The organism is Actinomadura sp. NPDC047616 (genome assembly GCF_040642915.1).
Taxonomy (GTDB): Bacteria; Actinomycetota; Actinomycetes; order Streptosporangiales; family Streptosporangiaceae; genus Spirillospora; species Spirillospora miaoliensis.
The window spans coordinates 385,635-405,029 of sequence record NZ_JBEYTB010000004.1; the positions used below are offsets into that span (position 1 = coordinate 385,635).

General features: G+C 70.4%; 20 protein-coding genes. 13 read left to right on the plus strand and 7 right to left on the minus strand.

The window, feature by feature from the left end:
• The first annotated feature begins 66 nt into the window (after positions 1–66).
• The 4 genes from ABZ801_RS12495 to ABZ801_RS12510 all read left to right on the plus strand — a co-directional run bounded on the left by ABZ801_RS12495 (position 67) and on the right by ABZ801_RS12510 (position 6,287).
• The gene (locus tag ABZ801_RS12495; protein WP_360696557.1) at positions 67–2,733 is read left to right on the plus strand and encodes an HAD family hydrolase; all 2,667 of its coding nucleotides are present in this window, start codon (positions 67–69) and stop codon (positions 2,731–2,733) included.
• 83 nt (positions 2,734–2,816) lie between these two features.
• Positions 2,817–3,818 (plus strand): class I SAM-dependent methyltransferase, encoded by a 1,002-nt coding sequence (locus ABZ801_RS12500; protein ID WP_360696560.1) that lies wholly within the window; start codon positions 2,817–2,819, stop codon positions 3,816–3,818.
• Positions 3,815–5,362: a DUF2142 domain-containing protein gene (locus ABZ801_RS12505; RefSeq protein ID WP_360696563.1), complete on the plus strand. Its 1,548-nt coding sequence runs from the start codon at positions 3,815–3,817 to the stop codon at positions 5,360–5,362. Before ABZ801_RS12500 ends, ABZ801_RS12505 begins: the two co-directional genes overlap by 4 nt.
• Positions 5,363–5,408: 46 nt before the next feature.
• A complete protein-coding gene (locus ABZ801_RS12510) occupies positions 5,409–6,287 on the plus strand; it encodes a class I SAM-dependent methyltransferase (protein ID WP_360696566.1) in 879 nt (292 codons plus the stop codon).
• 234 nt (positions 6,288–6,521) lie between these two features.
• Here ABZ801_RS12510 and ABZ801_RS12515 read toward each other — a convergent pair whose 3' ends face one another.
• Positions 6,522–7,358 carry an undecaprenyl-diphosphate phosphatase gene (locus ABZ801_RS12515; RefSeq protein ID WP_360696569.1) on the minus strand — a complete coding sequence of 279 codons (837 nt, stop codon included), beginning with the start codon at positions 7,356–7,358 and terminating at the stop codon, positions 6,522–6,524.
• A 481-nt stretch (positions 7,359–7,839) separates the two neighbouring features.
• Between ABZ801_RS12515 and ABZ801_RS12520 the strand changes: the two genes are divergently transcribed.
• Positions 7,840–9,864, plus strand: a complete 2,025-nt coding sequence (locus ABZ801_RS12520) for a hypothetical protein (RefSeq protein WP_360696572.1) — start codon at positions 7,840–7,842, stop codon at positions 9,862–9,864.
• A gap of 608 nt (positions 9,865–10,472) precedes the next feature.
• Here ABZ801_RS12520 and ABZ801_RS12525 read toward each other — a convergent pair.
• From ABZ801_RS12525 to ABZ801_RS12535, 3 genes are all read right to left on the minus strand, one after another.
• Complete coding sequence (locus ABZ801_RS12525; protein WP_360696575.1) at positions 10,473–10,835, minus strand: DUF4180 domain-containing protein; 363 nt, start codon at positions 10,833–10,835, stop codon at positions 10,473–10,475.
• Positions 10,836–10,980: 145 nt separating this feature from the next.
• On the minus strand, positions 10,981–11,409 hold the full coding sequence (locus ABZ801_RS12530; RefSeq protein WP_360696578.1) for a helix-turn-helix domain-containing protein: 429 nt from the start codon (positions 11,407–11,409) through the stop codon (positions 10,981–10,983).
• Positions 11,410–11,571: 162 nt separating this feature from the next.
• The gene (locus ABZ801_RS12535; RefSeq protein WP_360696581.1) at positions 11,572–12,528 is read right to left on the minus strand and encodes a YafY family protein; all 957 of its coding nucleotides are present in this window, start codon (positions 12,526–12,528) and stop codon (positions 11,572–11,574) included.
• Positions 12,529–12,591: 63 nt separating this feature from the next.
• Between ABZ801_RS12535 and ABZ801_RS12540 the strand changes: the two genes are divergently transcribed.
• The 3 genes from ABZ801_RS12540 (at position 12,592) to ABZ801_RS12550 (ending at position 15,554) form a co-directional block, all read left to right on the plus strand.
• Positions 12,592–13,740 (plus strand): epoxide hydrolase family protein, encoded by a 1,149-nt coding sequence (locus ABZ801_RS12540; protein ID WP_360696584.1) that lies wholly within the window; start codon positions 12,592–12,594, stop codon positions 13,738–13,740.
• A 109-nt stretch (positions 13,741–13,849) separates the two neighbouring features.
• Entirely contained in the window at positions 13,850–14,644 is a 795-nt protein-coding gene (locus ABZ801_RS12545; RefSeq protein WP_360696587.1) for a hypothetical protein, read from the plus strand.
• A gap of 163 nt (positions 14,645–14,807) precedes the next feature.
• Positions 14,808–15,554 (plus strand): DUF4253 domain-containing protein, encoded by a 747-nt coding sequence (locus tag ABZ801_RS12550; RefSeq protein WP_360696590.1) that lies wholly within the window; start codon positions 14,808–14,810, stop codon positions 15,552–15,554.
• Between the two features lie 441 nt (positions 15,555–15,995).
• On the opposite strand, the gene ABZ801_RS12555 is transcribed toward ABZ801_RS12550, so the two are convergent.
• Complete coding sequence (locus ABZ801_RS12555) at positions 15,996–16,310, minus strand: hypothetical protein (RefSeq protein WP_360696593.1); 315 nt, start codon at positions 16,308–16,310, stop codon at positions 15,996–15,998.
• An 87-nt stretch (positions 16,311–16,397) separates the two neighbouring features.
• Entirely contained in the window at positions 16,398–16,622 is a 225-nt protein-coding gene (locus ABZ801_RS12560; RefSeq protein ID WP_360696596.1) for a hypothetical protein, read from the minus strand.
• 134 nt (positions 16,623–16,756) lie between these two features.
• On the opposite strand from ABZ801_RS12560, the gene ABZ801_RS12565 reads away from it, so the two are divergent.
• The 5 genes from ABZ801_RS12565 to ABZ801_RS12585 are packed head-to-tail and all read left to right on the plus strand — an operon-like array spanning position 16,757 to position 18,347.
• Positions 16,757–17,590 carry a helix-turn-helix transcriptional regulator gene (locus ABZ801_RS12565; protein WP_360696599.1) on the plus strand — a complete coding sequence of 278 codons (834 nt, stop codon included), beginning with the start codon at positions 16,757–16,759 and terminating at the stop codon, positions 17,588–17,590.
• The gene (locus tag ABZ801_RS12570; protein ID WP_360696602.1) at positions 17,577–17,786 is read left to right on the plus strand and encodes a DUF397 domain-containing protein; all 210 of its coding nucleotides are present in this window, start codon (positions 17,577–17,579) and stop codon (positions 17,784–17,786) included. Before ABZ801_RS12565 ends, ABZ801_RS12570 begins: the two co-directional genes overlap by 14 nt.
• Positions 17,767–17,973: a DUF397 domain-containing protein gene (locus tag ABZ801_RS12575; protein WP_360696605.1), complete on the plus strand. Its 207-nt coding sequence runs from the start codon at positions 17,767–17,769 to the stop codon at positions 17,971–17,973. The genes ABZ801_RS12570 and ABZ801_RS12575 overlap by 20 nt, the downstream gene beginning before the upstream one ends.
• Positions 17,960–18,160, plus strand: coding sequence for a DUF397 domain-containing protein (locus tag ABZ801_RS12580; protein WP_360696608.1), 201 nt, complete (start codon positions 17,960–17,962; stop codon positions 18,158–18,160). The genes ABZ801_RS12575 and ABZ801_RS12580 overlap by 14 nt, the downstream gene beginning before the upstream one ends.
• The gene (locus tag ABZ801_RS12585) at positions 18,141–18,347 is read left to right on the plus strand and encodes a DUF397 domain-containing protein (protein ID WP_360696611.1); all 207 of its coding nucleotides are present in this window, start codon (positions 18,141–18,143) and stop codon (positions 18,345–18,347) included. The genes ABZ801_RS12580 and ABZ801_RS12585 overlap by 20 nt, the downstream gene beginning before the upstream one ends.
• A gap of 15 nt (positions 18,348–18,362) precedes the next feature.
• On the opposite strand, the gene ABZ801_RS12590 is transcribed toward ABZ801_RS12585, so the two are convergent.
• Entirely contained in the window at positions 18,363–18,827 is a 465-nt protein-coding gene (locus tag ABZ801_RS12590) for a hypothetical protein (RefSeq protein ID WP_360696615.1), read from the minus strand.
• Between the last annotated feature and the right edge of the window lie 568 nt (positions 18,828–19,395).

Genomic DNA, 19,395 nt, shown 5'->3' on the forward strand with positions numbered 1-19,395 from the left:
TAGGGTGTCCGCACCATCATCGGCACGCCGGGGGCACGGCAGGTACGGCAGCAGGAGGGGACGGCGTTGGCTGAGCACGAGATCGGGTGCCCGCTGCTGGAGGAGGTCCATCGCATCGTCGCCGACAAGCAGTGCGCGGTGCTGTCCCTGGACATCTTCGACACCCTGCTGTGGCGGCGGGTGCCGCGTCCCACCGACGCGTTCGCGCTGCTGGCGGCCCGGCTGCGCGCCGAGGGCCTGTGCCCGCCCTGGGTCACCGACGCCACGTTCCGCCGCATGCGGATCGCCGCCGAGCGCGCCGCCCGCCGCGGCCGCGACGCCATGGGCAGCGAGGTGTCGCTGGCCGACATCTGGCGCGCCATGCCCACCGACGTGTTCCCGGGCGCCGTGCTCGACCAGCTCGTCGAGGCCGAGGTGCGGCTGGAACGCGACGTCACCGTCGTCGACCTGGACATCGCCGCGGTCGTGCGCGCCGCCCGCAAGCAGGACATCCAGATCGTGCTGGTGTCCGACACCTACTTCACCGAGGACCACCTGTCGCTCCTGCTCGACCGGCCCGAGCTCGGCCCGATGCAGGACGTCACCATCTTCCGCTCCAACCAGCACGGCACCGACAAGGCGTCCGGCCTGTGGGAGATCGTGCTGCGCGAGCTGGACCGCAGCCCCCGGCAGATCGTGCACATCGGCGACAACGAGACCGCCGACGACGAGGTCCCGGCCGAGCTGGGCGTGCGCACCGTCCACTACCGCAGGCTCGACGAGGCCTACGAGGAGGTGCTGCGGCGCGAGCGCGAACCGGTGGACGACCTCGACACGCACGCCCCCGACCTGGACGAGGTCCACGGCGACTTCGGCCTGACCAGCCTGCGCGCCAAGACGATCCACGCCGGCGGCCCGCACGCCACCTCCGCCCTGGACACCGCCTGGCGCTACGGCGCGGGCGTGCTCGGCCCGGTGCTCACCGGCTTCGCCGAGTGGGTCGCCGCCCGCGCGCACGCCTCCGGCACCCGCCTGCTGTGGTGCCCCATGCGCGAGGGCGAGCTGCTCTCCCAGATGATCAACAACGCGGCGCGGACCCGCGGCTGGGACGTCGAGGCGCGCCCCGTCTGGCTGTCCCGGTTCGTCACCTCGCTGGCCGGGCTCGACCCGTTCGACACCGGCGCGGTCCACGCGTTCGTGCGCAGCGGCTACCAGATGACCGTCCGGCAGGTGCTGTCGGTGCTGGAGCTGCAGGCGGGCGAGGTGCCCGGCCTGGCCACCGAGCTGGACACCGTCATCGACAACGGCGACATCGCCGAACGCGTCGCCCGCGCGCTGACCGAGACGCCGCACCTGCGCAACCGGCTCGCCGTCACCGTCACCGCCGCCCGGGAACGGATGATCAGGTCGCTGCGCGAGGCGGGCGCCCTCGACGACGGCGCCGAGCTGACCCTGGTGGACCTCGGCTGGGGCGGCACCATCCAGCTCCAGCTGGCCCGGGCGCTGCGCATCGCCGGGATCGACGTCGCCCCCGCCGGGCTGTACCTGGCCACCGACAACCGGTCCGAACGCGTCTACCTGGCCGGGCTGCGCGCCGAGGGCTACCTGGCGCAGGCCGGGCACCCCGAACGCGTCGCCACGACCGTCACCCGCAGCCCCGAGATCGTCGAGCAGTGCGTCAACGCGCTGTGCGGGTCGCTGGTCGGGTTCGAGGAGGACGGCTCCCCGATCCTCGGCGAGACGTTCGACGCGCCGTCGCAGAACGCCGAGCGGCGCGCCGTCCAGGACGGCATCCTGGCCTTCCAGCGCATCTGGAACCGGTATGCGACGGCCGCCGAGGGCCACTGGCCCGACCTGGCCGAGCCGCGGGCCGCCCGCGACCGCCTCGCCCGGATCCTGGTGGCGGCCCTGGAGGCGCCGACCCCCGCCGAGGCCGCCGTCTTCGGCAACTGGGCGCACGAGGACAACTTCGGCTCCGACCTGGTCACCACGCTGCTGCCGGACGACCTGCGCGCCGCCGTGCCGTACCTGTCCGTCAACGACCTGGCCGACCTGCACATGCGCGACTCGTTCTGGCCCGGCCTGATCGCCGCGTCCGACCCGCAGCTCGGCGCGCTCACCCGCGTCATCGCCGACGGCCACCTCGACCGCCGGGCGCTGGAACCGGCCGGGGAGCCCGTCGACACCCGGCTGCGCTACCGCACCGTGGACGACCGCTGGCACGAGACGATCCGCTGCCGCGTCCGCGTCAACCACAACGGGCTGTCGTTCGCCCGGCTGCGCTTCGAGCACCACGACACCGTCGACATCTCGCTGGCCATCCCCGGCCGTCCCGCCATAGTGCGGGTGGACTGGATCGAGGCCAGGGTCATCGCGGGCGGCCGCCGCCGCGAGCAGGTGCTGCGCTGGGACAAGCCGGAGGACTTCGTCGGCCTGCACTACGCCGACTGCCGCTACCTCGGCGGCAACCTGATGGAGTTCTTCGCCCCGCACGCGGCCGTGTGGCTGCCGATCGCCCGCCGCGCCGGGGAACCGGTCGTGTCGTCCGGCCAGGTCAGCGTCGCCTTCGCCATGCTGCCGCAGTCGATGAGCGGGATGGCCCCGCGCATGCCCGTCGACAGGCGCGCGGAGATGTCGGCCCGCGCGGCCCGCCTGTCGGACCGGCTGCGCCAGGAGTACCGCAGCGCGGGCGTCAAGGGCGTGGCGGCCGGGGCGAGCCGCGTCGCCAAGCGCAAGCTGGGAGGTGCGTCCTGAACCCGGCCGAGATCGCCGGCTCGCGCGACGACCCGCACCGCCAGGCCCGCGCCGCCCGGGAGCAGTCGCCGCTGCTGCACTCCATGTCGGTGTTCCGCGAGCTGTTCGAGCTGGTCTTCGCGCACCGCCAGGTGGCCGCCGTCGTCGAGGTCGGCGTGGAGTCCGGCCAGGTCAGCGCCGTCTACGCCGACCTCGGCGCCACCGTGTACTGCGTCGAGCCGAATCCGGACGAGCGGCTGCGCGAGTTCCTGTCGGCGCACCCCCGGCTCAACCTGGTCGAGGGGACGTCCCCGGAGGTCCTGGGCGAGCTGCCCGCCGCCGACCTGTACGTGCTGGACGGCGACCACAACTACGCCGTCGTCCGCCGCGAGCTCGCCTGGATCATGGAGCACGCCCCGGACGCCGTCGTGGTGCTGCACGACGTGCTGTGGCCGTGCGGCCGCCGGGACTTCTACTACCAGCCGTCCCCCCTGCCGCCCTCGGACGTGCACGACTCGACCCGCGACGGGCCGACCGTCTGGCACGACGAGGTCACCCCGGCCGGATTCGTCGGCGACGGCGCGTACACCGTCGCGACGCACGCGGGCGGCGAACGCAACGGCGTGCTCACGGCCGTCGAGGACGCGCTCGCCGACGACGGCGCGGACTGGCGTTTCGAGATCGTCCCGGCCGTCTTCGGGTTCGGCGTGCTCGCCCGCGACGGCGTCCCCGGCACCGCGGAACTGTTCGCGGCGCTGCGGCCGTACACGTCCTCGGCCCTGCTCGCCGCCATGGAGAACAACCGGATCGCGCTCTACACGCGGGTGCTGCAACTGCAGTACGAGGCGCGGAGTCACGCCGACGACGCCAACCGGCTCGCCGAGACCATCGCCGCCCAGCAGCGGGAGATCGAACGGCTGCGCGGCGAACTCGACCGGGCCAACGCCGAGATCGCGACCCGGCGGCACGAGCTGCAGGGGCTGCGCGACGAACTGGCCCGGCGGTCGGCTCCCAGCCGCGCCGCGCCGCCCGAGCTCGGCACCGCCGTCACCCAACTGGGGAGGGCCATATCCGCCCGCGTGCGCAGGGACCCGGACCCACGATGAACCCGGCGCCGCCGTCCCGGTTGATCGCGATCCTGGCCTTCGTCGGCTTCTTCGCGGTCGGCGGCGGCTGGGCGATCGCCATGCCCTGGGACGGGGGGCCGGACGAGCAGGCGCACATCACCCGCGCGGCCGGCGTGGTCGGCGGGGACGTCGCCGCACCGCCGGAGTACCTCACCGTGCCCGGCTTCTCGCGGCCGCTGCCGGGCACCCACCAGACCGTCCCGTCCGGCGTCCTGCGGAAGTCACCCGCCTGCTTCGCGTTCAAACCCGAACAGCCCGCGAGCTGCCTGGACGAGACCGCCTCGGCGCCGCGTCCGCACGCGCCCGCGGACGGATTCTCCGCCACGGGCCGCTACCACCCCACCTACCACGCGGTGGTCGGCTGGCCGCTCAGGCTGTGGCCCGACGACACCGGCCTGCTGCTCGCCCGGCTGCTCAGCGCGGCCCTGTCGGCGGCCTTCCTCGCCGCCGCGACGTACAGCGTCCTGGCCTGGTCACGGCGGCCGTTCCTGCTCGCCGGGCTGCTGGTCGCCGCCACCCCCATCGCGCTGCACCTGACCGGTGTGATCAACCCGAACGGGCTGGAGATCTCCGCGGCGATCGCGATGTGGACGGCCCTGATCCCCCTCGTCCTCGGCGACGGGCCTGTCGACCGGCGGCTGCTGGTCCTGGCCGGCGTCGCCGCCGCCGTCGTGACCTGGACCCGTCCCTCCGGCCCCCTGGCCGTCGCGCTGGCCCTGGCCGTCCTGGTCGGCACCGCCGGACGCGCCCGCGTCGCCCGGCTGGCCCGCGACCGCGGCGCCCGGCTGTTCGCCCTGGTCGTCGCCGTGGCGGGCCTGACCTCGGGGATCTGGACGCTCGCCATGAAGGCCACCGAGCTGGTGCCGGTCCCCGGCGGCGCCGGGCTCGGCCCCGCCGACGCGCTGCGCGTCGTCGCCGTGGAACGCACGTACTTCTACCTGAAATCCATGGTCGGCCAGTTCGGCTGGCTGGACTTCAACATGCCGGGCGCCTTCTACGCCGTCTGGTTCGCCGCGGCCGGTTTCCTCCTGGTCGCCGCACTGACCGCGGGCACCCGCGGCGACCGGCTCCGCCTCCTGCTCGCCGTGGCGGGCGCGTTCGCCCTGCCCCTGGAAATGGACATCCTCGGCGCCGAGTCCGACGGCATGGTGGCGCAGGGCCGCTACATCCTGCCCGCCGCGGTCGGCGCCGCCCTGCTGGCCGCGTACACCATCGACGAACGCGGCCTGCTCACCCGGCCGTTCGCCCCCTCGGTGACCCGCTGGCTCGCGGCGGCCGTGCTCCCCGCGCACCTCGTGGGACTGGCGTACACCATGATCAGGTACCAGCACGGCCTGCGCCCCGACGTCCCCACCCTGAACCCGCTCACCGGCGAGTGGCATCCCCCGCTGGGCTCGGCCACAGCCCTCCTGACGGCGACGGCCGGCCTGGTCGCCCTCGGCACGATGATCTGGCTGTGCACCCGCGCCACCCGGGAGACCGCCGTCCTGCCGCCACGCCGAACACCGACCGCCGCGCTCTGAGCAGTCGGCGATCGGGGCCCGTAATACCCAGGGAAAGGAGCCGTGAATGACCGACTACGTCGCGACCATCGCCATGCACCAGGAAACCTGGGGGACCTTCCTCGAACCCGACCCCTCCCTGGCCGACGTCGAAGACCTGCACGAGGCGCTGGGCATTCCCATCTACAGCGGTCACCACGCCCCGCTGAAGGCGTTCGCGGGACACAACACGATCTTCGACCGCATCACCACGCGGATCGAGTCGTCGCAGGTGGCCTACGAGGACCAGTGCAGCGCCAACCACTACTTCGACATCTTCTCCCGCGTCGAGCGCACCCACCTGGAGCTGACCCGGCTCGTCGACGTCGGCGTCTTCATGGGCGGCTCGTCCAGCGTCCTCGCCGGCTGCGTGGAGCCGATGGGGCTGGAACTCGACCTCGTGGACGTCAACCACGCCTACCTGCAGTTCACGCGCGAGCGCCTGCGCCGCCTGTTCCCGAACGCGATGTCGCGCGTCCGGATGTTCCACGGCGACCTGCCGACCTACGTCAGCACCGTGCTGACGACGGAGCCGCAGACCCGCGCGTTCGTCCACCACGACGGCGCCCACGACTTCAACCAGGTCGTCAAGGACCTCAGCTCGCTGTACTTCGTCCGCGACCGCGTGCACGGCCTGGCCATCCAGGACACCCACCTGCGCGGCTCCATCGAGCACAACAACTTCGTGGACGCCGCCGTGTACGCCATGTTCGGCGTCGGCGTCCACTACGAACCGCTCGGCGCCAACTTCCCGGCCGGTGACCCGGTCACCCACCCCAACCAGTGGAACGGCAACTACTTCCTCGCCGGCCAGTCCGAAGGCATGTACATCCCCTTCGCCGACCTCGAATGGAAGTACCCCCACCCCTCCATGGACCTGGAAACCTTCCTCCCCGTAAAAGCCTGACGCCTCTGCGTCACCGCGTGGCCTCTCCTACTCCCAAGAGGCTGCCGCCCACCCCACAGCAGCCGTGTCGGCGGAATGCCCGCCGCCTTGCTCGGCATCGGCGCTGGTGCCCGCGGGACGGCGTCGGCGCCGTCCGGCCGGGCACCAGCGCGCCGGGCGCGGGTCTCGACGTCATTGGCGGCTGGGTCTCAGGTCGACTCCCGGTCCGTTGTGGTGAAGTCGCGCGGCCGGGGGTCAGGAGGCGGAGAGTGTGCCGGTGGCGACCAGGGCGAGGACGATGAGGCCGAGGATCACCCGGTAGCCGATGAAGACGGTGTAGGTGTGCTTGGCGACGAACTTGAGCAGCCAGGCCACGGCGACGTAGGCCACGATGAAGCTCACCGCCGTGGCGGTGAGGGTCGCGGGCCAGCCGACACCCCGGGAGATCGCGTCGTACTCGTCGACGATCTGTAGTCCCCCGGCGGCGGTCAGCGCGGGAACCGACAGGAAGAACGACAGCTTGGTGACCGTGACCCGGTCCAGGCCGCGCAGCAGGCCCGCGGACATCGTCGCGCCCGAACGGGACACCCCCGGGATCAGCGCCAGGCACTGCACGATCCCGATGATCAAGGTGTCCTTCCAGGTCACGTCCTTCTCGTTCCGGGCCTGCGTGGCGGTCCTGTCGGCGAAGTACATCACCCCGCTCCACAGGATCAGCGCCGACCCGACGAACCACAGGTTGCGCAGCGTCGTCTCGATCTGCTCCTTGAACAGCAGGCCGACGATGCCGATCGGAATCGCGCCGAGCCCCACCGCCCATGCCTGGCGGTAGTCCAGATCGTCCCGGTACTCGCGGCGGAACAGACCGCGCAGCCACGCGCCGATCAGCCGCGCGAAGTCGGCACGGAAGTACAGCAGCGTCGCCAGAACGGCACCGACCTGAATGATCGCGGTGAACGCCGTGATGTCAGAATCGTCGGGAGAATATCCGAGCAGGCTCTCCAGAATCGTCAGGTGCCCGGTGCTGGATATCGGCAGGAACTCGGTCAGCCCCTCCACGGCACCGAGGAAAACCGCTTCCAGAATGTTCAAAGGTGACCCTCGTATTCGTTCATCGGTGTACGCCACGGCACGAGCGCGGTCGTCCGCGACCGGCTCGATCGCATGCTCAGGCGGTGTGTGCCGCTCGCCGTACAGCCCCCACGGACGGGGAACTCCCTCAGCGCCAGGAGAGACAGTACTGGTCATCGCCAAGCGGGCAAAACCCGCGATCGGCACCGAATGCAGCTTACTTTGGCCGGTGCGCTCGCCGCGCTTGAAACGAGAGGATCGGGCGGGTGTCTGTGGGCGTCGGTGAAGGACTGCCGGGCCCGAATATGCCTATGTGGAACAGATTCGAGACGAATGGCTTAGGAATTGGTGACATTCGCGTAAACGGTCAGTGAACGCCGGCTCTCCGCCTCCCGTGGTGGCCGAAGACGCCTCCCTGGGACGTCGTCACCGTCACGCCACGCCGCCCCGGGACCCTGGGCCGCCCCAGCGCGTTGATTCGCCATCGGTAGGGTCGGGCCGTGTGACGGGGATCGTGGACTATGGGCGGTTTGCGGAGCGGCTCCGGCAGGTGATGCCGCGCTGGGACGAGCGGACGCGGATGACCGAGGAGGAGTTCGCCGAGCACCTCGCCGACACCGGGCCGCGCTGGGAGCTGCTGCGCCAATTCCAGGAGGAGTGGGGGTACGTTCCGCTCGAAGATGACACCGTCTGGCCGCGCTGGTCGGAGGACGAGCACAAGGCGTACGTACGCCGGCTGTCCGGCCGGACGGGCGACGACGACCGGTTCGCCGACGTCGACCTGGCGCTGCCGATCCCCAAGGCACTGGACGAGTGGTGGGATCTGCCGTTCAACTCCTTCACCCACCGTCCCCGCCTCTACTGGACGAACCCGCTGTGGCCCCCGACCGTGCGTCCCGACCCGACCGGGTACGGCGCGAGCGACGGGCTGCCGGAGGACAACCCGTACGTCGGCCCCGGCGGCGACCGGCGGGTCTGCGTCCTCATGGCGGAGAACCAGTACTGCAACGAGTGGGGCTATCTGGCCGCGGAGGCCGGGATGGCCGATCCGCGGGTGTTCGTGAGCGTTGAGAAGGACTGGGTCGAGCAGAGCCGCTCGGTGTCGGAGTTCTTCCTCCAGCTCGCGGTGGAGCGGCTGCCCGAGCACTTCGGGTGGACGCTGTCGCTGGGGGAGGAGGAGTTCGGCGCGGACGAGGCGGAGATGGCCCGGCGGGTCCGGGAGCGGTTCCCGGAGCTGGGCCTGCTGCCGTGGCGGGAGCTGGGCGCCCGGACCTACGCCTACGGCGCGCCCGACGCGATCATCCGGTACAACGCCGGGGAGTACCACGACGCTCCCCTCCACATCCACGCGCGGACACGCGCTGCCCTGCGCCGCGTCGCGGACACGCTCGGGATCGACCTGCGAGAAGAGTGGATCGCGGCGCCCGACCCCGAGGACGCCCGGCTGGACATCGGGCCCGTCGCGATCGCGGCGGGCGACACCGACGACCGCGGCAGGTGGACGGCGCGCCAGGTGAGCCCCGAGCGGCCTGAACGCGCCGAAATCTCGTTCGGGCGGCTGACCGGCGACGCCGAGCCGCCTGGGCTGACGGTGACGGCCCTCGACTCCGAGGCCGTCACCCTCGTCGCCGGGGACCGTGACGGCGGAGTGCACGCCCGCCTCCTGGACGCCGACCCGCCGCATGCTCTCCACCACGCCCTGCACAAGGGCGCGATAACGGCGGTGACCAGCATGCGGACCTTGACCGGGGCCCCGGTGATGTGGAGCGGAGACGACAAGGGCGTCGTCCGGATCTGGGGATCGAACGTCGACCCACGGGACACGCCGTACGACGTCAGGAGGCGGAACCGGGTCACCGCCCTGCACGCGGAGTCGCTGCCGACCGGTCCGGCCGTCGCCATCGCCTGGTCCGACGGAGTCGTCCGGATCTGGGACGTGTTCACCCTGCTCGCCGCCGATCTGGAACTCGGCAGCGGCATCGACCATCTCGTCCTGCGGCCCGACGCCACGCTCGTCGTCGGCGGCGACCACGGGACGGTCACGTTGCAGTTGCGCCCCGAGCGGCTGTGGCCGACGCACGAACTGACGGTGCGCCTGGGCAAGGTCGACTGGGAGTCCCTCGCGACCTCCCGCGATCGCGACGCCTCCGGTATCCCCGACCTGATCCTGCGCGCGGCCACGGCGAACGCCGACCATGCCGAGCGCACGGTAGAGGCCCTGGCGTCACGGCTCCTGGAGAAGGACGCGCCCTGCTCGGCCGCCGGGCCTGCGGCGCCCTTGCTGCTGGACGTGGCCGCCGCCCCAGGCTGCGAGGCCCGCGCCGGCCTGCTGGAACTCCTCGCCCGGATCGTGGGCGCCCCGACCGCCGACCGTAGTGCGGCGCAGGCCCGCGCGGCGGCCGCGTCCCGGCGGCCGACCCTGCTCGCCCTGCTGGACGACCCGGACCCGGCGGTACGCGCCGCCGCCGCGACCGTCATCGAAGCCGCCGACCTGGACACCGCCCGCTCGAATCCACACCCCACCTGAGAACAGGCCAAGGCCGGTGCCAGAAATCCACCGCGCCACCCACCCCACCGCGCCAGCCCGCGCCGATGACTACCCGGCTGGCCCGCGCTGCGCTGACCACCGGCCGCGCCGACTCGCGCGGCGCCGGCGACTACCCACCGCACCGGTCCGCGCCGTGCTGACGACCGGCCGCGTGGTGCCGTGCGGTGCTGGCGACGGGCCGCGTGGTGCCGTGCGGTGGTGGTGACGGGCTGCGTGGTGCCGTGCGGTGGTGGTGACGGGCTGCGTGGTGCCGTGCGGTGGTGACGACCGGCCGCGTCGGGCCGCGCCGTGCTGATCGGCCGCTGCGTCGGGCCGTGCCGCGCTGACCGCTGGCCGCGTTGGGGCGCGCTGGCGACTACCCGCCGTGCCGACCACCAGACGTTCGTTCCCGGTCGGGCGGGGCAGGTGGGTGGCCGAGCCCGGCGCGGACTCGAACTCGTCGCGCAGCTCAATGGCAGGGCCCAGAACGGGCCGAGCCTGGTCGGGCGCGGCCGGGTGGGCTCCAAGCACCACATGTTGATCGACGGCCACGGCGTCGGGCCCAGAGTTCACCGTCCGAGGGCGCCATGCCGGCCCCGGCGCGGCCTTCACCCGAGCCGGGCGGTGAGGTCGTCCAGTGTGGTGGCGAACCAGACGTGTCTGCCGCGGTTGCTCTCGGCGACGAAGGCGCGCAGGGCGCTGCTCGCCTGGAGTTGCGTCGAGATGTCGCCGACGATGGCGACGCGCACCCCGTAGTTCACGAATTTCTGGAGGAACTCTCCGGCGATACGGGTCGAGAGGTCGAAAAAGGCGTCGTCAAGCCGTTCCACGGGGAGGACGACCATGTCGGCTCCGTTCGCGGCGGTGTCTCCGATGAGGTCCAGGGCGTCCTGCTCGGCCTTCAGAACATTCCCGTCCGGGTTGCAGATGAGCACTGTCGTGTCGCCGATGTGCTGGGTGGCGTGTGACATCCAGGGTCCTTCATGGGGTTGCGCCGCGTGGTGCTGACGGCAGTCCGGAGGGTGTGCCGGTCGTCGATTCTCAGAGGGGGACGTCTCGGTGACAGGCGGGGTGGCGAACGTGGTCGTCCTGTGCTGTGTCCTCACCGAGGGACGGTCATGAGTTCCCGTTCAGGTAGGCGTCGACGAGTCTGAGGATGTCGGCGGCGCGGTCCAGATCGGCCAGGATGACGATCTTCATGGCGGCGCGCTCCTCGTCGTAGACGATCTCGACGCGCGGCTGGCGGCCGTCGTGCGAGGCGCTGACCGTGGCCGTGAGGTAGGTGCTGAGGCGGTCCATCAGTTCGCGGCCGACCGCGTCCACCTGAACGACGCTGGTCACTTCCGCGCGAGGTCGCGCGTGGTGCGGCTCGTCCAGCGGCCGCCCGGTGAAGGACTCCAGGTCCGCCCGCGCGATCCGGTACTGCTTGCCGATGCGGGTGGCCTGGAGGCGGCCATCGCGCACGTAGCCGCGCACCGTCTTCACATGCAGCCCGAGCAAGGCGGCCACCTGCTCGACGGAGTACCACTGATCACCCGGTCTCAACTACCCCAACCTTCCCTATCACTCCCTTGATAGGCGGAGCATAGCGGAAGATAGGGAACTCCCGTTGGACGGCACACCCGGGGCTCACCAGGACGCGACGCACAGCCGGTGGCGACGAGTCGTGTGGCCGCCCCTACCACGGGGCACGCCAGGCCGGCCGGGTCAAGAGGTGGCGGTGGTGTAGCGGGTGGCGAGCATGCGTAGGTGGGTGACGAGTTCGGGGGGTTCGGTGACGGTGAAGTCGGCGTTCAGCAGGCCCAGGTAGACGGCGAGGGTTTCGATGGTGTCGGCTCCGGTGTGCAGGATGCAGCTCTCGGGGTCGACGGCTTCGACGGTGCCTACGGCCGGGTTGATGCGGTCGGCTATGACGTCGGCGGGGGCGTGGACGGTGACGCGGGCCCGGTAGCGCCAGGCGGCGGCGGAGACGCGTCCCGAGACGTAGGCCGCCACGTCGTCGTCGGGCAGGGCGCGGGGCGTGAAGCGGGGGCCGGTCGGGATGCGCGGGGTGAGGCGGTCCACGCGGAAGGTGCGCCAGTCGGCGCGGTCCAGGTCGTAGGCCAGCAGGTACCAGCGGCGTCCCCAGGTGACCAGCCGGTACGGCTCGACCTCGCGGCGGGTGCCGCCGCCCGCGTGGGTGGTGTAGTCGAAACGCAGCCGTTCGTGCGCGCGGCACGCGGCGGCGAGGGCGGTCAGGACGTCGGGGTCCACGGACGGGCCGGGCCGGTCGTTCGGCACCGGCACCGTGTAGGTCTGCAGCGTGTTGACGCGGTGCCGCAGGCGGGACGGCATGACCTGTTCCAGCTTGGCCAGGGCGCGCAGCGACGCCTCGGCGTTCCCGGCAACGCTGCCGGCGGCGGTGCGGAGCCCGACCGCGACCGCGACGGCCTCGTCGTCGTCCAGCAGCAGCGGCGGCAACGACGCGCCCGCGCCGAGCCGGTAGCCGCCGGCCGAGCCGCGCGTCGCGTGCACGGGGTAGCCCAGCGAGCGCAGCCGCTCGACGTCGGCGCGGACCGTCCGGCCGCTGACGCCGAGACGTTCGGCCAGTTCGGCGCCCGTCCAGTCGCGGGGCGTCTGCAGGAGGGCGAGGAGGCGCAGCAGGCGCGCCGAGGTTTCCAGCATGAATCCAAGACTGCCGGACCATTAGGAACGAACTTCTCCTAATGGCGGTGCAGAGTCGTCCCCATGAGCGACATCCGCGAGTTCCGCATCGACACCCCGCAGGCCGACCTCGACGACCTGGCCGACCGGCTGGCCCGGACCCGCTTCGCCGAGGAACTGCCGGCCGAGGAGGTCACCGACGGCGTGCAGCGCGGCCCGATCCAGCCCGGCTGGGAGTACGGCGTGCCGGGCTCCTTCGTCCGCGACCTGGTGGCGCGCTGGCGGGACGGCTTCGACTGGCGGGCTCAGGAGGCCGGGCTCAACTCCTTCCCGCAGTTCACGACCGAGATCGACGGCCAGACCATCCGCTTCGTGCACGTCCGCTCCGCCGAACCGGACGCCACCCCGCTGATCCTCACCCACGGCTGGCCCAACACCTTCGTGGAGTACCTGGACCTGGTCGGCCCCCTCACCGACCCGGCCGCGCACGGCGGCGACCCGGCCGACGCCTTCCACGTGGTCATCCCGTCCCTGCCCGGGTTCGGCTTCTCCGGACACACCCGCACCAAGGGCTGGGACGCGGCCCGTACCGCCGACGCGTGGGCCGAGCTGATGCGGCGGCTCGGCTACGAGCGGTTCGGCGCGCACGGCAACGACGCGGGTGCGATCGTCAGCCCCGAACTCGGCCGCCGCCACGCCGACCGCGTGCTGGGCGTCCACGTCAACCAGATCTTCTCGTTCCCCTCCGGCGACCCGGCCGAACTGGTCGACCTCACCCCCGAGGAACAGGGCTACCTGCGGTTCCTCGGCAACTTCGTCGAGCACGCCATCCACGACCGCGCCCAGCAGGCGCAACCGCAGACCCTCGCGCACGCCCTGGCCGACTCCCCGGCCGGGCAGCTCGCCTGGATCGGCCAGCTCCTGGCCGGCGTGCCCGACCCCGACGTCATCCTGACCAACGCGACGATCTACTGGCTCACCAACACCGCGGCGTCCTCGGCGCGCTTCTACTACGAGAACCACCACGCCGACCGGACGACCGAGCCGACCACCTTCCCGCTGGGGCTGGCCTCGTTCGCCTACGACTTCCGGCCGCTGCGGCGCTTCGCCGAACGCGACCACAAGAACATCGTGTCCTGGAACGAGTACGACCGCGGCAGCCACTGGGCCGCCCACGACGCCGCCGACCTGCTGGTCGACGACCTGCGCGGCTTCTTCCGCCGCTTCCGCTGACGACGTCCCGGGGGCGGCCGCTCATCCCTGCCGCCCCCCAGGAATCCGGCCGCCGGCGGAGTGTCACCGACGACGCCCTTCAAGGGCCCACCAAAGTGGGGGCGAGGCATTGACGTTCGGCCAGTGCGCAGACCGGGGCTTCGCCCGCATGGTGATCACTGTGCCGCATGTCCTCACCAAGTCCTCCTCTGACAATGCCGACGACGGCCGTTTCCTCTCCTTGACGCACCGGCTGGGCGGGGCCTCCATGCTCATCTCGCCGCTGCTGCTGCTGGTCGGGGAGTCGTTGCGGATCTCGGCCGACCTCCTCTCGCCCGACGGGCCGTCCACCGGGTTCGACTACCCCGGGCAGCTGGCCGCCTACCAGGACCACCCGGCGCTCATGACGGCGTCGTACGTCGTGTTCGCGCTCGGCTGGTTCGCCCTGTGGCCGGCGTTCCTTTCGCTCGCCGCCCTGATCGGCAGGACGAGGCCCGGTTGGGGACTGCTGGCAGGCGCGTCCGCCCTCACCGGGCTCATCGCCCTGGCCTTCTACGAGGGCATCAACCACCTCGCCTTCCGGCTGGTGGACCACCAAGGCGTGACGGCCGCCACCGCGACCGTCGGTGACGTCTATGCCTCCCCGAACCTCGCGTACGCGCTGACCGCCGCGTACAACCTCGGCTGGATCGTCCTGGCGATCGGCGCCTACCTCTCCCGCACCCTTGGCCCGTGGCGGTCACTCTGCCTCGCCCCGATGGCCCTACACGCCACTGGAGTGCTAAAGGCGGGCGAACCGCACGGCATCGCTTTCGTCCTGGCCCTCGCGGCCGCGTTCGTCCCACTGGGCCTCACCCTGGTACGCGGTGCGGTTCCGGCCCTCTGTGCGGCGCGTCGCGGATCGGGAGCCGACGCCACTACATGAGGCATTGCGACATGTGGTGACGGTTGGGTGCGGTTTACGCACCGGCGTCCGCGTCCTGGACGCTTGCGCGCTGGAGGTGCGTGTCCTCATTGAGCCTTGTCGGCATAGGGGCCGCGTGCACGGCGTGGTCGGCGTGTCGGTGGGGCCGGTTAGATTGCCCCGCATGTCGCGAGGATCCCTGAACGAACTGCCGGACGGACTGCCCGCAGGCAAGCTGATCACGCCCGAGGACGCCGACCGTCCGGCCCTCTGGGTGTCGGACGAACGGCTCCCCGACGCGGGCCGGCACTGGCTGAGGCTCTACGACCTTCGTCACGAGACCGGCCTCTACCCCTTGCTGCTGGACGGGATGGCCAACGACCCAAGCCGTCCCTGGCATGACGGCGAACTGTGGCCGGAGCCCGTCGACGCCATCGACGCACTCGACGCCGGGGACGTCCTGGAGAAGAAGTGGAACTCGGTGACGGAGGACTCGCAGGGCGGCCCGCTTTCAGGCCCGTGGCCCGGCCTGGCCCCTCCCGGCAAGGCGGATGTGGACGCCGACACCGTCGCGCGACGCCACGGACAGGGAAGCGACTCCAGCCTGCTCGGCCTGGTCCCCGCCGACCGCGGCGCGGACGCGCTGACCGTGGCGGGCTGGGACGGGCCGTGCAACCACATCAGCACGGACAAGATCTCGGCCGTCATCCGCACCTGGGAGGACCGGTTCGGCGTCCGTGTGATCTCGGTGGGCTTCGACATCCTCCGGCTCTCCGTGGCCGCGCCGCCGACGACGATCGAGCACGCCCGCCAGGTCGCCGTCGAACACCACGCGCTCTGCCCCGACAACATCTGGCAGGGGGTCGGCGACTTCGAGGAGTACGCGAAGTTCCTGGTCGGCGCCGAGTCCTGGTGGTTCTGGTGGGACTGACAACGGCCACCCGCCGCCCCGCTCGTCACACCTGACGAGTTCGACTTGCTTCTCACCCCCAGGCACGAACCCGATCTCTCCCTTGTACGAGACGGGCTCGTCCTGTTCACGCGCGCTGTCCTGCTTCCCAGCGCAAGGCGCGCTTACCTGGCGACTGTCTGTCCAGCGAGCGTCTTGGAGCGCCTGCCCGGCAAGCGGGGGCATATCTCGTGAGCATCGGCTGGTGTGCCACATCGAGTTGTTCAGGCTTGCGGACGGCGTTCGCCCCGATCGCCTTGAAGGCCTCCGGCAGCAAGCCCGGTGTGCATGGCCTACGACGCGCGGCCGTCACCATGTCGAACGCCGCCCGCACCGGTTGGCGTCACCGGCTCCCGCACCCGTTCCCGAACACCACGCCCGCGACCAGGCACGCCGTTCCGTACACGAAGACCACCAGCGTCATCATGAGGCGCTCATCTCCTGGACGATCTTTCGCACGGCCACGTCCACGCGCTCGGCGGAAGTGATCACCTTGCCGTTGTCGGCCCAGACGAACCACCACACGCCCTGGACGTAGTCGCACCCGATCTCCCTCGTCCAAGCGGACGTTCTCTCCCGGGCGATCCTCAAGAGGGGGAAACCGCACCGCTCCACTACGGAGCCGCGGATGTTGTGCGTTTCCAGGGACGCCTTGAGCGCGCCCAGGTGTTCCCTACGGGGATTACGCGGCATGAGTTGCTCGGGGGTCGCCGCATGCCGTCCTTTGTCGAAGCCCATGGGAATTGGGTCTCCCTTCGTGTATGGGCGGCGCGGCCGGTGTGCCCGGGGGGACGCCCACCGGCCGCGCCGCTTTCTCCCCCCTGGTCAGCGACCGTTGCCCTTGGCCCGCGCGCGCTTGGCCTCGGCGTTCAGTGCCTTACGCAACGCGGTGGGGTTCGGCTGCATAACCGTGGCGTCCACTCCGGCGGTGGGGTCGATCAGTGTGGCGACGTATTCGCCCGGCGCCCCGTCCCACCTCTTGGACCGCCAGATGTGGTGCCCAGGGAAGTCCCTACGCAGCCGCTCCATAGCGGGGTCGTCGATCTGCATGTCGATGAACCTTCGGTCTGGATTTCTCGAGGAAATGCTGTGACCAGCCTCACACGTTCGACTACTCTCTGCGTCAGACTGAACACACAGTGCAGGACCACCAAGTCTCATCCCGCACGCGGAGGTGACCCCCCATGACCGGACAGCAGCCCGAGCAGACCCGTGATCCGCTCATCCGCGCCTTCGGCGCCGTCCTACGCTCCTACCGTGAAGGGGCGGGGCTCTCTCGCCTCCAGCTCGCCGAGGCTCTCGGCTGCACCCCTGGATGGATCGAGAAGATGGAGACCGGCACCAAGCCGTCCGTGGACTCGGCCATCGACCTGGACACGTTCTTCAAGATCCCGGAGAAGACCTTCCAGAAGATGGCCGAAGAGATCGAGAAGGCCGGCCGCCACGTGGCCCCGCCCCCAGGCTTCAACCACTACCTGGAGTACGAGGCCAAGGCCGACTCGCTGCACATCTATGGGGCCATGCTCGTCTCTGGTCTTTGTCAGAGCGAGGGGTACGCCCGGGCGATCATCGGCGCCAACCAGCAGCCCGATGCTGTAGAGCCGCTCCTGCGCAAGAGAATGGATCGCAAGAACATCCTCATGCGTGAGGATCCTCCGCGTGTCTGGCTTACGTTGGACGAGAACGTTCTGCGACGTCAAATAGGCAGCCCAGAGGTCATGCAGGAGCAGCTACAGCATCTGCTCGACCTATCGCTACGTCCCAAGGTCCACGTGCATATCGTGCCACACGACGTTGGCTACCACGAGGGACTCGGAGGTAGTTGCACTCTGCTGAGCTTCATTGATGGGCCCGGGGTTGCCTACATCGAGTCCTTCGGGCAGGGCCTGCTTATTCAAGAAGCTAGCGCCGTTGCCAGATGCAGCGAGGGGTATAGCATTCTGCGTAGTCATGCACTGTCAGTGGACGAGTCGCGAGCTGTGATCAAGTCAATAATGGAGAGCTATGAGAACCCATGACCCTTCGGTCCCTCGGTGGCGTAAGAGTAGCCACAGTGACCACCACGGTGGAGAGTGTGTAGAGGTCGCCACCCTTGCCCCGGCGATCGCTGTCCGGGACTCCAAGAATCCTGACGGTCCGAAGTTGACCTTCGGCGCTGCGGAGTGGCGCGCGTTCATGCAGGCGGTGAAGGGTAGTGAGTACGACCTCGGCTGACGTTCGCTGGCGCAAGAGCACTCGCAGTTCTCACGAAGGCGGCGAGTGCGTCGAGGTTGCGGACCTCGTAACCGGTGTCATCGTGCGGGACTCCAAGAACCCCGAGGGGCCCAGGCTGACCTTCGGCGCTGCGGAGTGGCGCGCGTTCATGCAGGCGGTGAAGGGTAGTGAGTATGACTTCGGCTGACGTCCCCTGGCGCAAGGGCAGCCGCAGCGGGCATGAAGGCGGCGAGTGCGTCGAGGTCGCGGACCTCGCCGCCGGTGTCGCCGTGCGGGACTCCAAGGACCCGGACGGCCCCAAGTTGGCGTTCGCCGCGGGGGAGTGGCGCGCGTTCATGCAGGCGGTGAGAAACAGTGAGTACGACCTCGGCTGACGTCCGCTGGCGTAAGAGCAGCCACAGTGACCACCACGGTGGACAGTGTGTGGAGATCTCCAGCCTTGCCGCAGTGGTCGCTGTCCGAGACTCCAAGAACCCCGACGGGCCGAAGTTGGCGTTCGCTGCCGATGAGTGGCGGGCGTTCACCGAGGCGGTGAAGGGTAGTGAGTATGACCTCGGCTGACGTTCGCTGGCCTAATTAGGCGACCTTGGTGATCTTGCATTCAATGCCGGCGGGTCCAATCGGAGCTTGCGCCGCGGTGGTTCCTCCGAAGGTGTTCGTGCCTCGAACCTCGAAGGTCTGAAGGCCGATCCGCTGGTGAGAGGCTGCATCCAAGACCTCGACGGTGACCGAATAGCTCGTCGCGTCGCCTGTGATCGTGCCGTTGATCGTTACCGTGCCCTGCGATCCGGTCGTGTTCACCTGGCACTCGACGTTGGTGCTGTAGCTCTTCGAGCCAAGGGACGGGGTAGTCCCTCCTGGCGTACTGATCAAGTAGAGCACGGCGAGTAGTCCCAGGAATCCCGACAATCCCAAGGCGACGGTCAAGTAGGTCTTCCACCTGGGGCGCGGACGCGAGCCGTATTCATCATTGGCCATGGTCCACTCGTGAGTCGGCATCGCTGTCCCGTCATCCTGATCGAAGTCTGCGCAGGTCAGCATATAGCTCAGTACATGTGATCTTGTGGGTCTGGTACTGGGGACCGGTCGGCGCTGGTGGCTACGTCACCGTGGTCCCCCGTACAGCGAAGGCGCCCAGAGCGCTCCGTGCACACGCAAGGCGTACCGCGTCGCTCGGCATGGCGGGTGACCTGCCCGGGGTCGCGACCAAGGCCCGCCGGGTCGTCAGCAAGGGGTGGCCGGTGCAGGCGGGGGGACCGGTGGTACGCCAGCGCCGCCCGGCTACCCAGTGCGGATGCACCGCAGCCGTCCGGGCCGCCCATGGCCCGGCCTCACGTGCAGCGGCGCTGGTGCCTGCGTCGAGGTGGCGGACCTCGCAGCCGGTGTCGCCCGTGCGGGACTCCCAAGAACCCCGAGGGGCCGAAGTCGACCTTCCGGGCCGACGAGTGGCGGGCGTTCACACGGCGGTGAAGAGTAGTGAGTATGACCTCGGCTGAGCATGTGACGAGCGAGCAGCACGCGCCCGTCCTCGATGCACACGGCGTACGCCGCCAGCCGGAAACTCATCCCTGTACCTCCAACACCCGGAATCGGGAAGAAGGTCTGTCGC

Coding starts and splice junctions, on each gene's coding strand:
- ABZ801_RS12560 (WP_360696596.1), bottom strand. CDS start 16,622: ATGCAGATCGACGACCCCGCTATGGAGCGGCTGCGTAGGGACTTCCCT.
- ABZ801_RS12580 (WP_360696608.1), top strand. CDS start 17,960: ATGACTTCGGCTGACGTCCCCTGGCGCAAGGGCAGCCGCAGCGGGCAT.
- ABZ801_RS12535 (WP_360696581.1), bottom strand. CDS start 12,528: ATGCTGGAAACCTCGGCGCGCCTGCTGCGCCTCCTCGCCCTCCTGCAG.
- ABZ801_RS12505 (WP_360696563.1), top strand. CDS start 3,815: ATGAACCCGGCGCCGCCGTCCCGGTTGATCGCGATCCTGGCCTTCGTC.
- ABZ801_RS12510 (WP_360696566.1), top strand. CDS start 5,409: ATGACCGACTACGTCGCGACCATCGCCATGCACCAGGAAACCTGGGGG.
- ABZ801_RS12500 (WP_360696560.1), top strand. CDS start 2,817: ATGTCGGTGTTCCGCGAGCTGTTCGAGCTGGTCTTCGCGCACCGCCAG.
- ABZ801_RS12570 (WP_360696602.1), top strand. CDS start 17,577: ATGAGAACCCATGACCCTTCGGTCCCTCGGTGGCGTAAGAGTAGCCAC.
- ABZ801_RS12540 (WP_360696584.1), top strand. CDS start 12,592: ATGAGCGACATCCGCGAGTTCCGCATCGACACCCCGCAGGCCGACCTC.
- ABZ801_RS12555 (WP_360696593.1), bottom strand. CDS start 16,310: ATGGGCTTCGACAAAGGACGGCATGCGGCGACCCCCGAGCAACTCATG.
- ABZ801_RS12550 (WP_360696590.1), top strand. CDS start 14,808: ATGTCGCGAGGATCCCTGAACGAACTGCCGGACGGACTGCCCGCAGGC.
- ABZ801_RS12525 (WP_360696575.1), bottom strand. CDS start 10,835: ATGTCACACGCCACCCAGCACATCGGCGACACGACAGTGCTCATCTGC.
- ABZ801_RS12565 (WP_360696599.1), top strand. CDS start 16,757: ATGACCGGACAGCAGCCCGAGCAGACCCGTGATCCGCTCATCCGCGCC.
- ABZ801_RS12590 (WP_360696615.1), bottom strand. CDS start 18,827: ATGCTGACCTGCGCAGACTTCGATCAGGATGACGGGACAGCGATGCCG.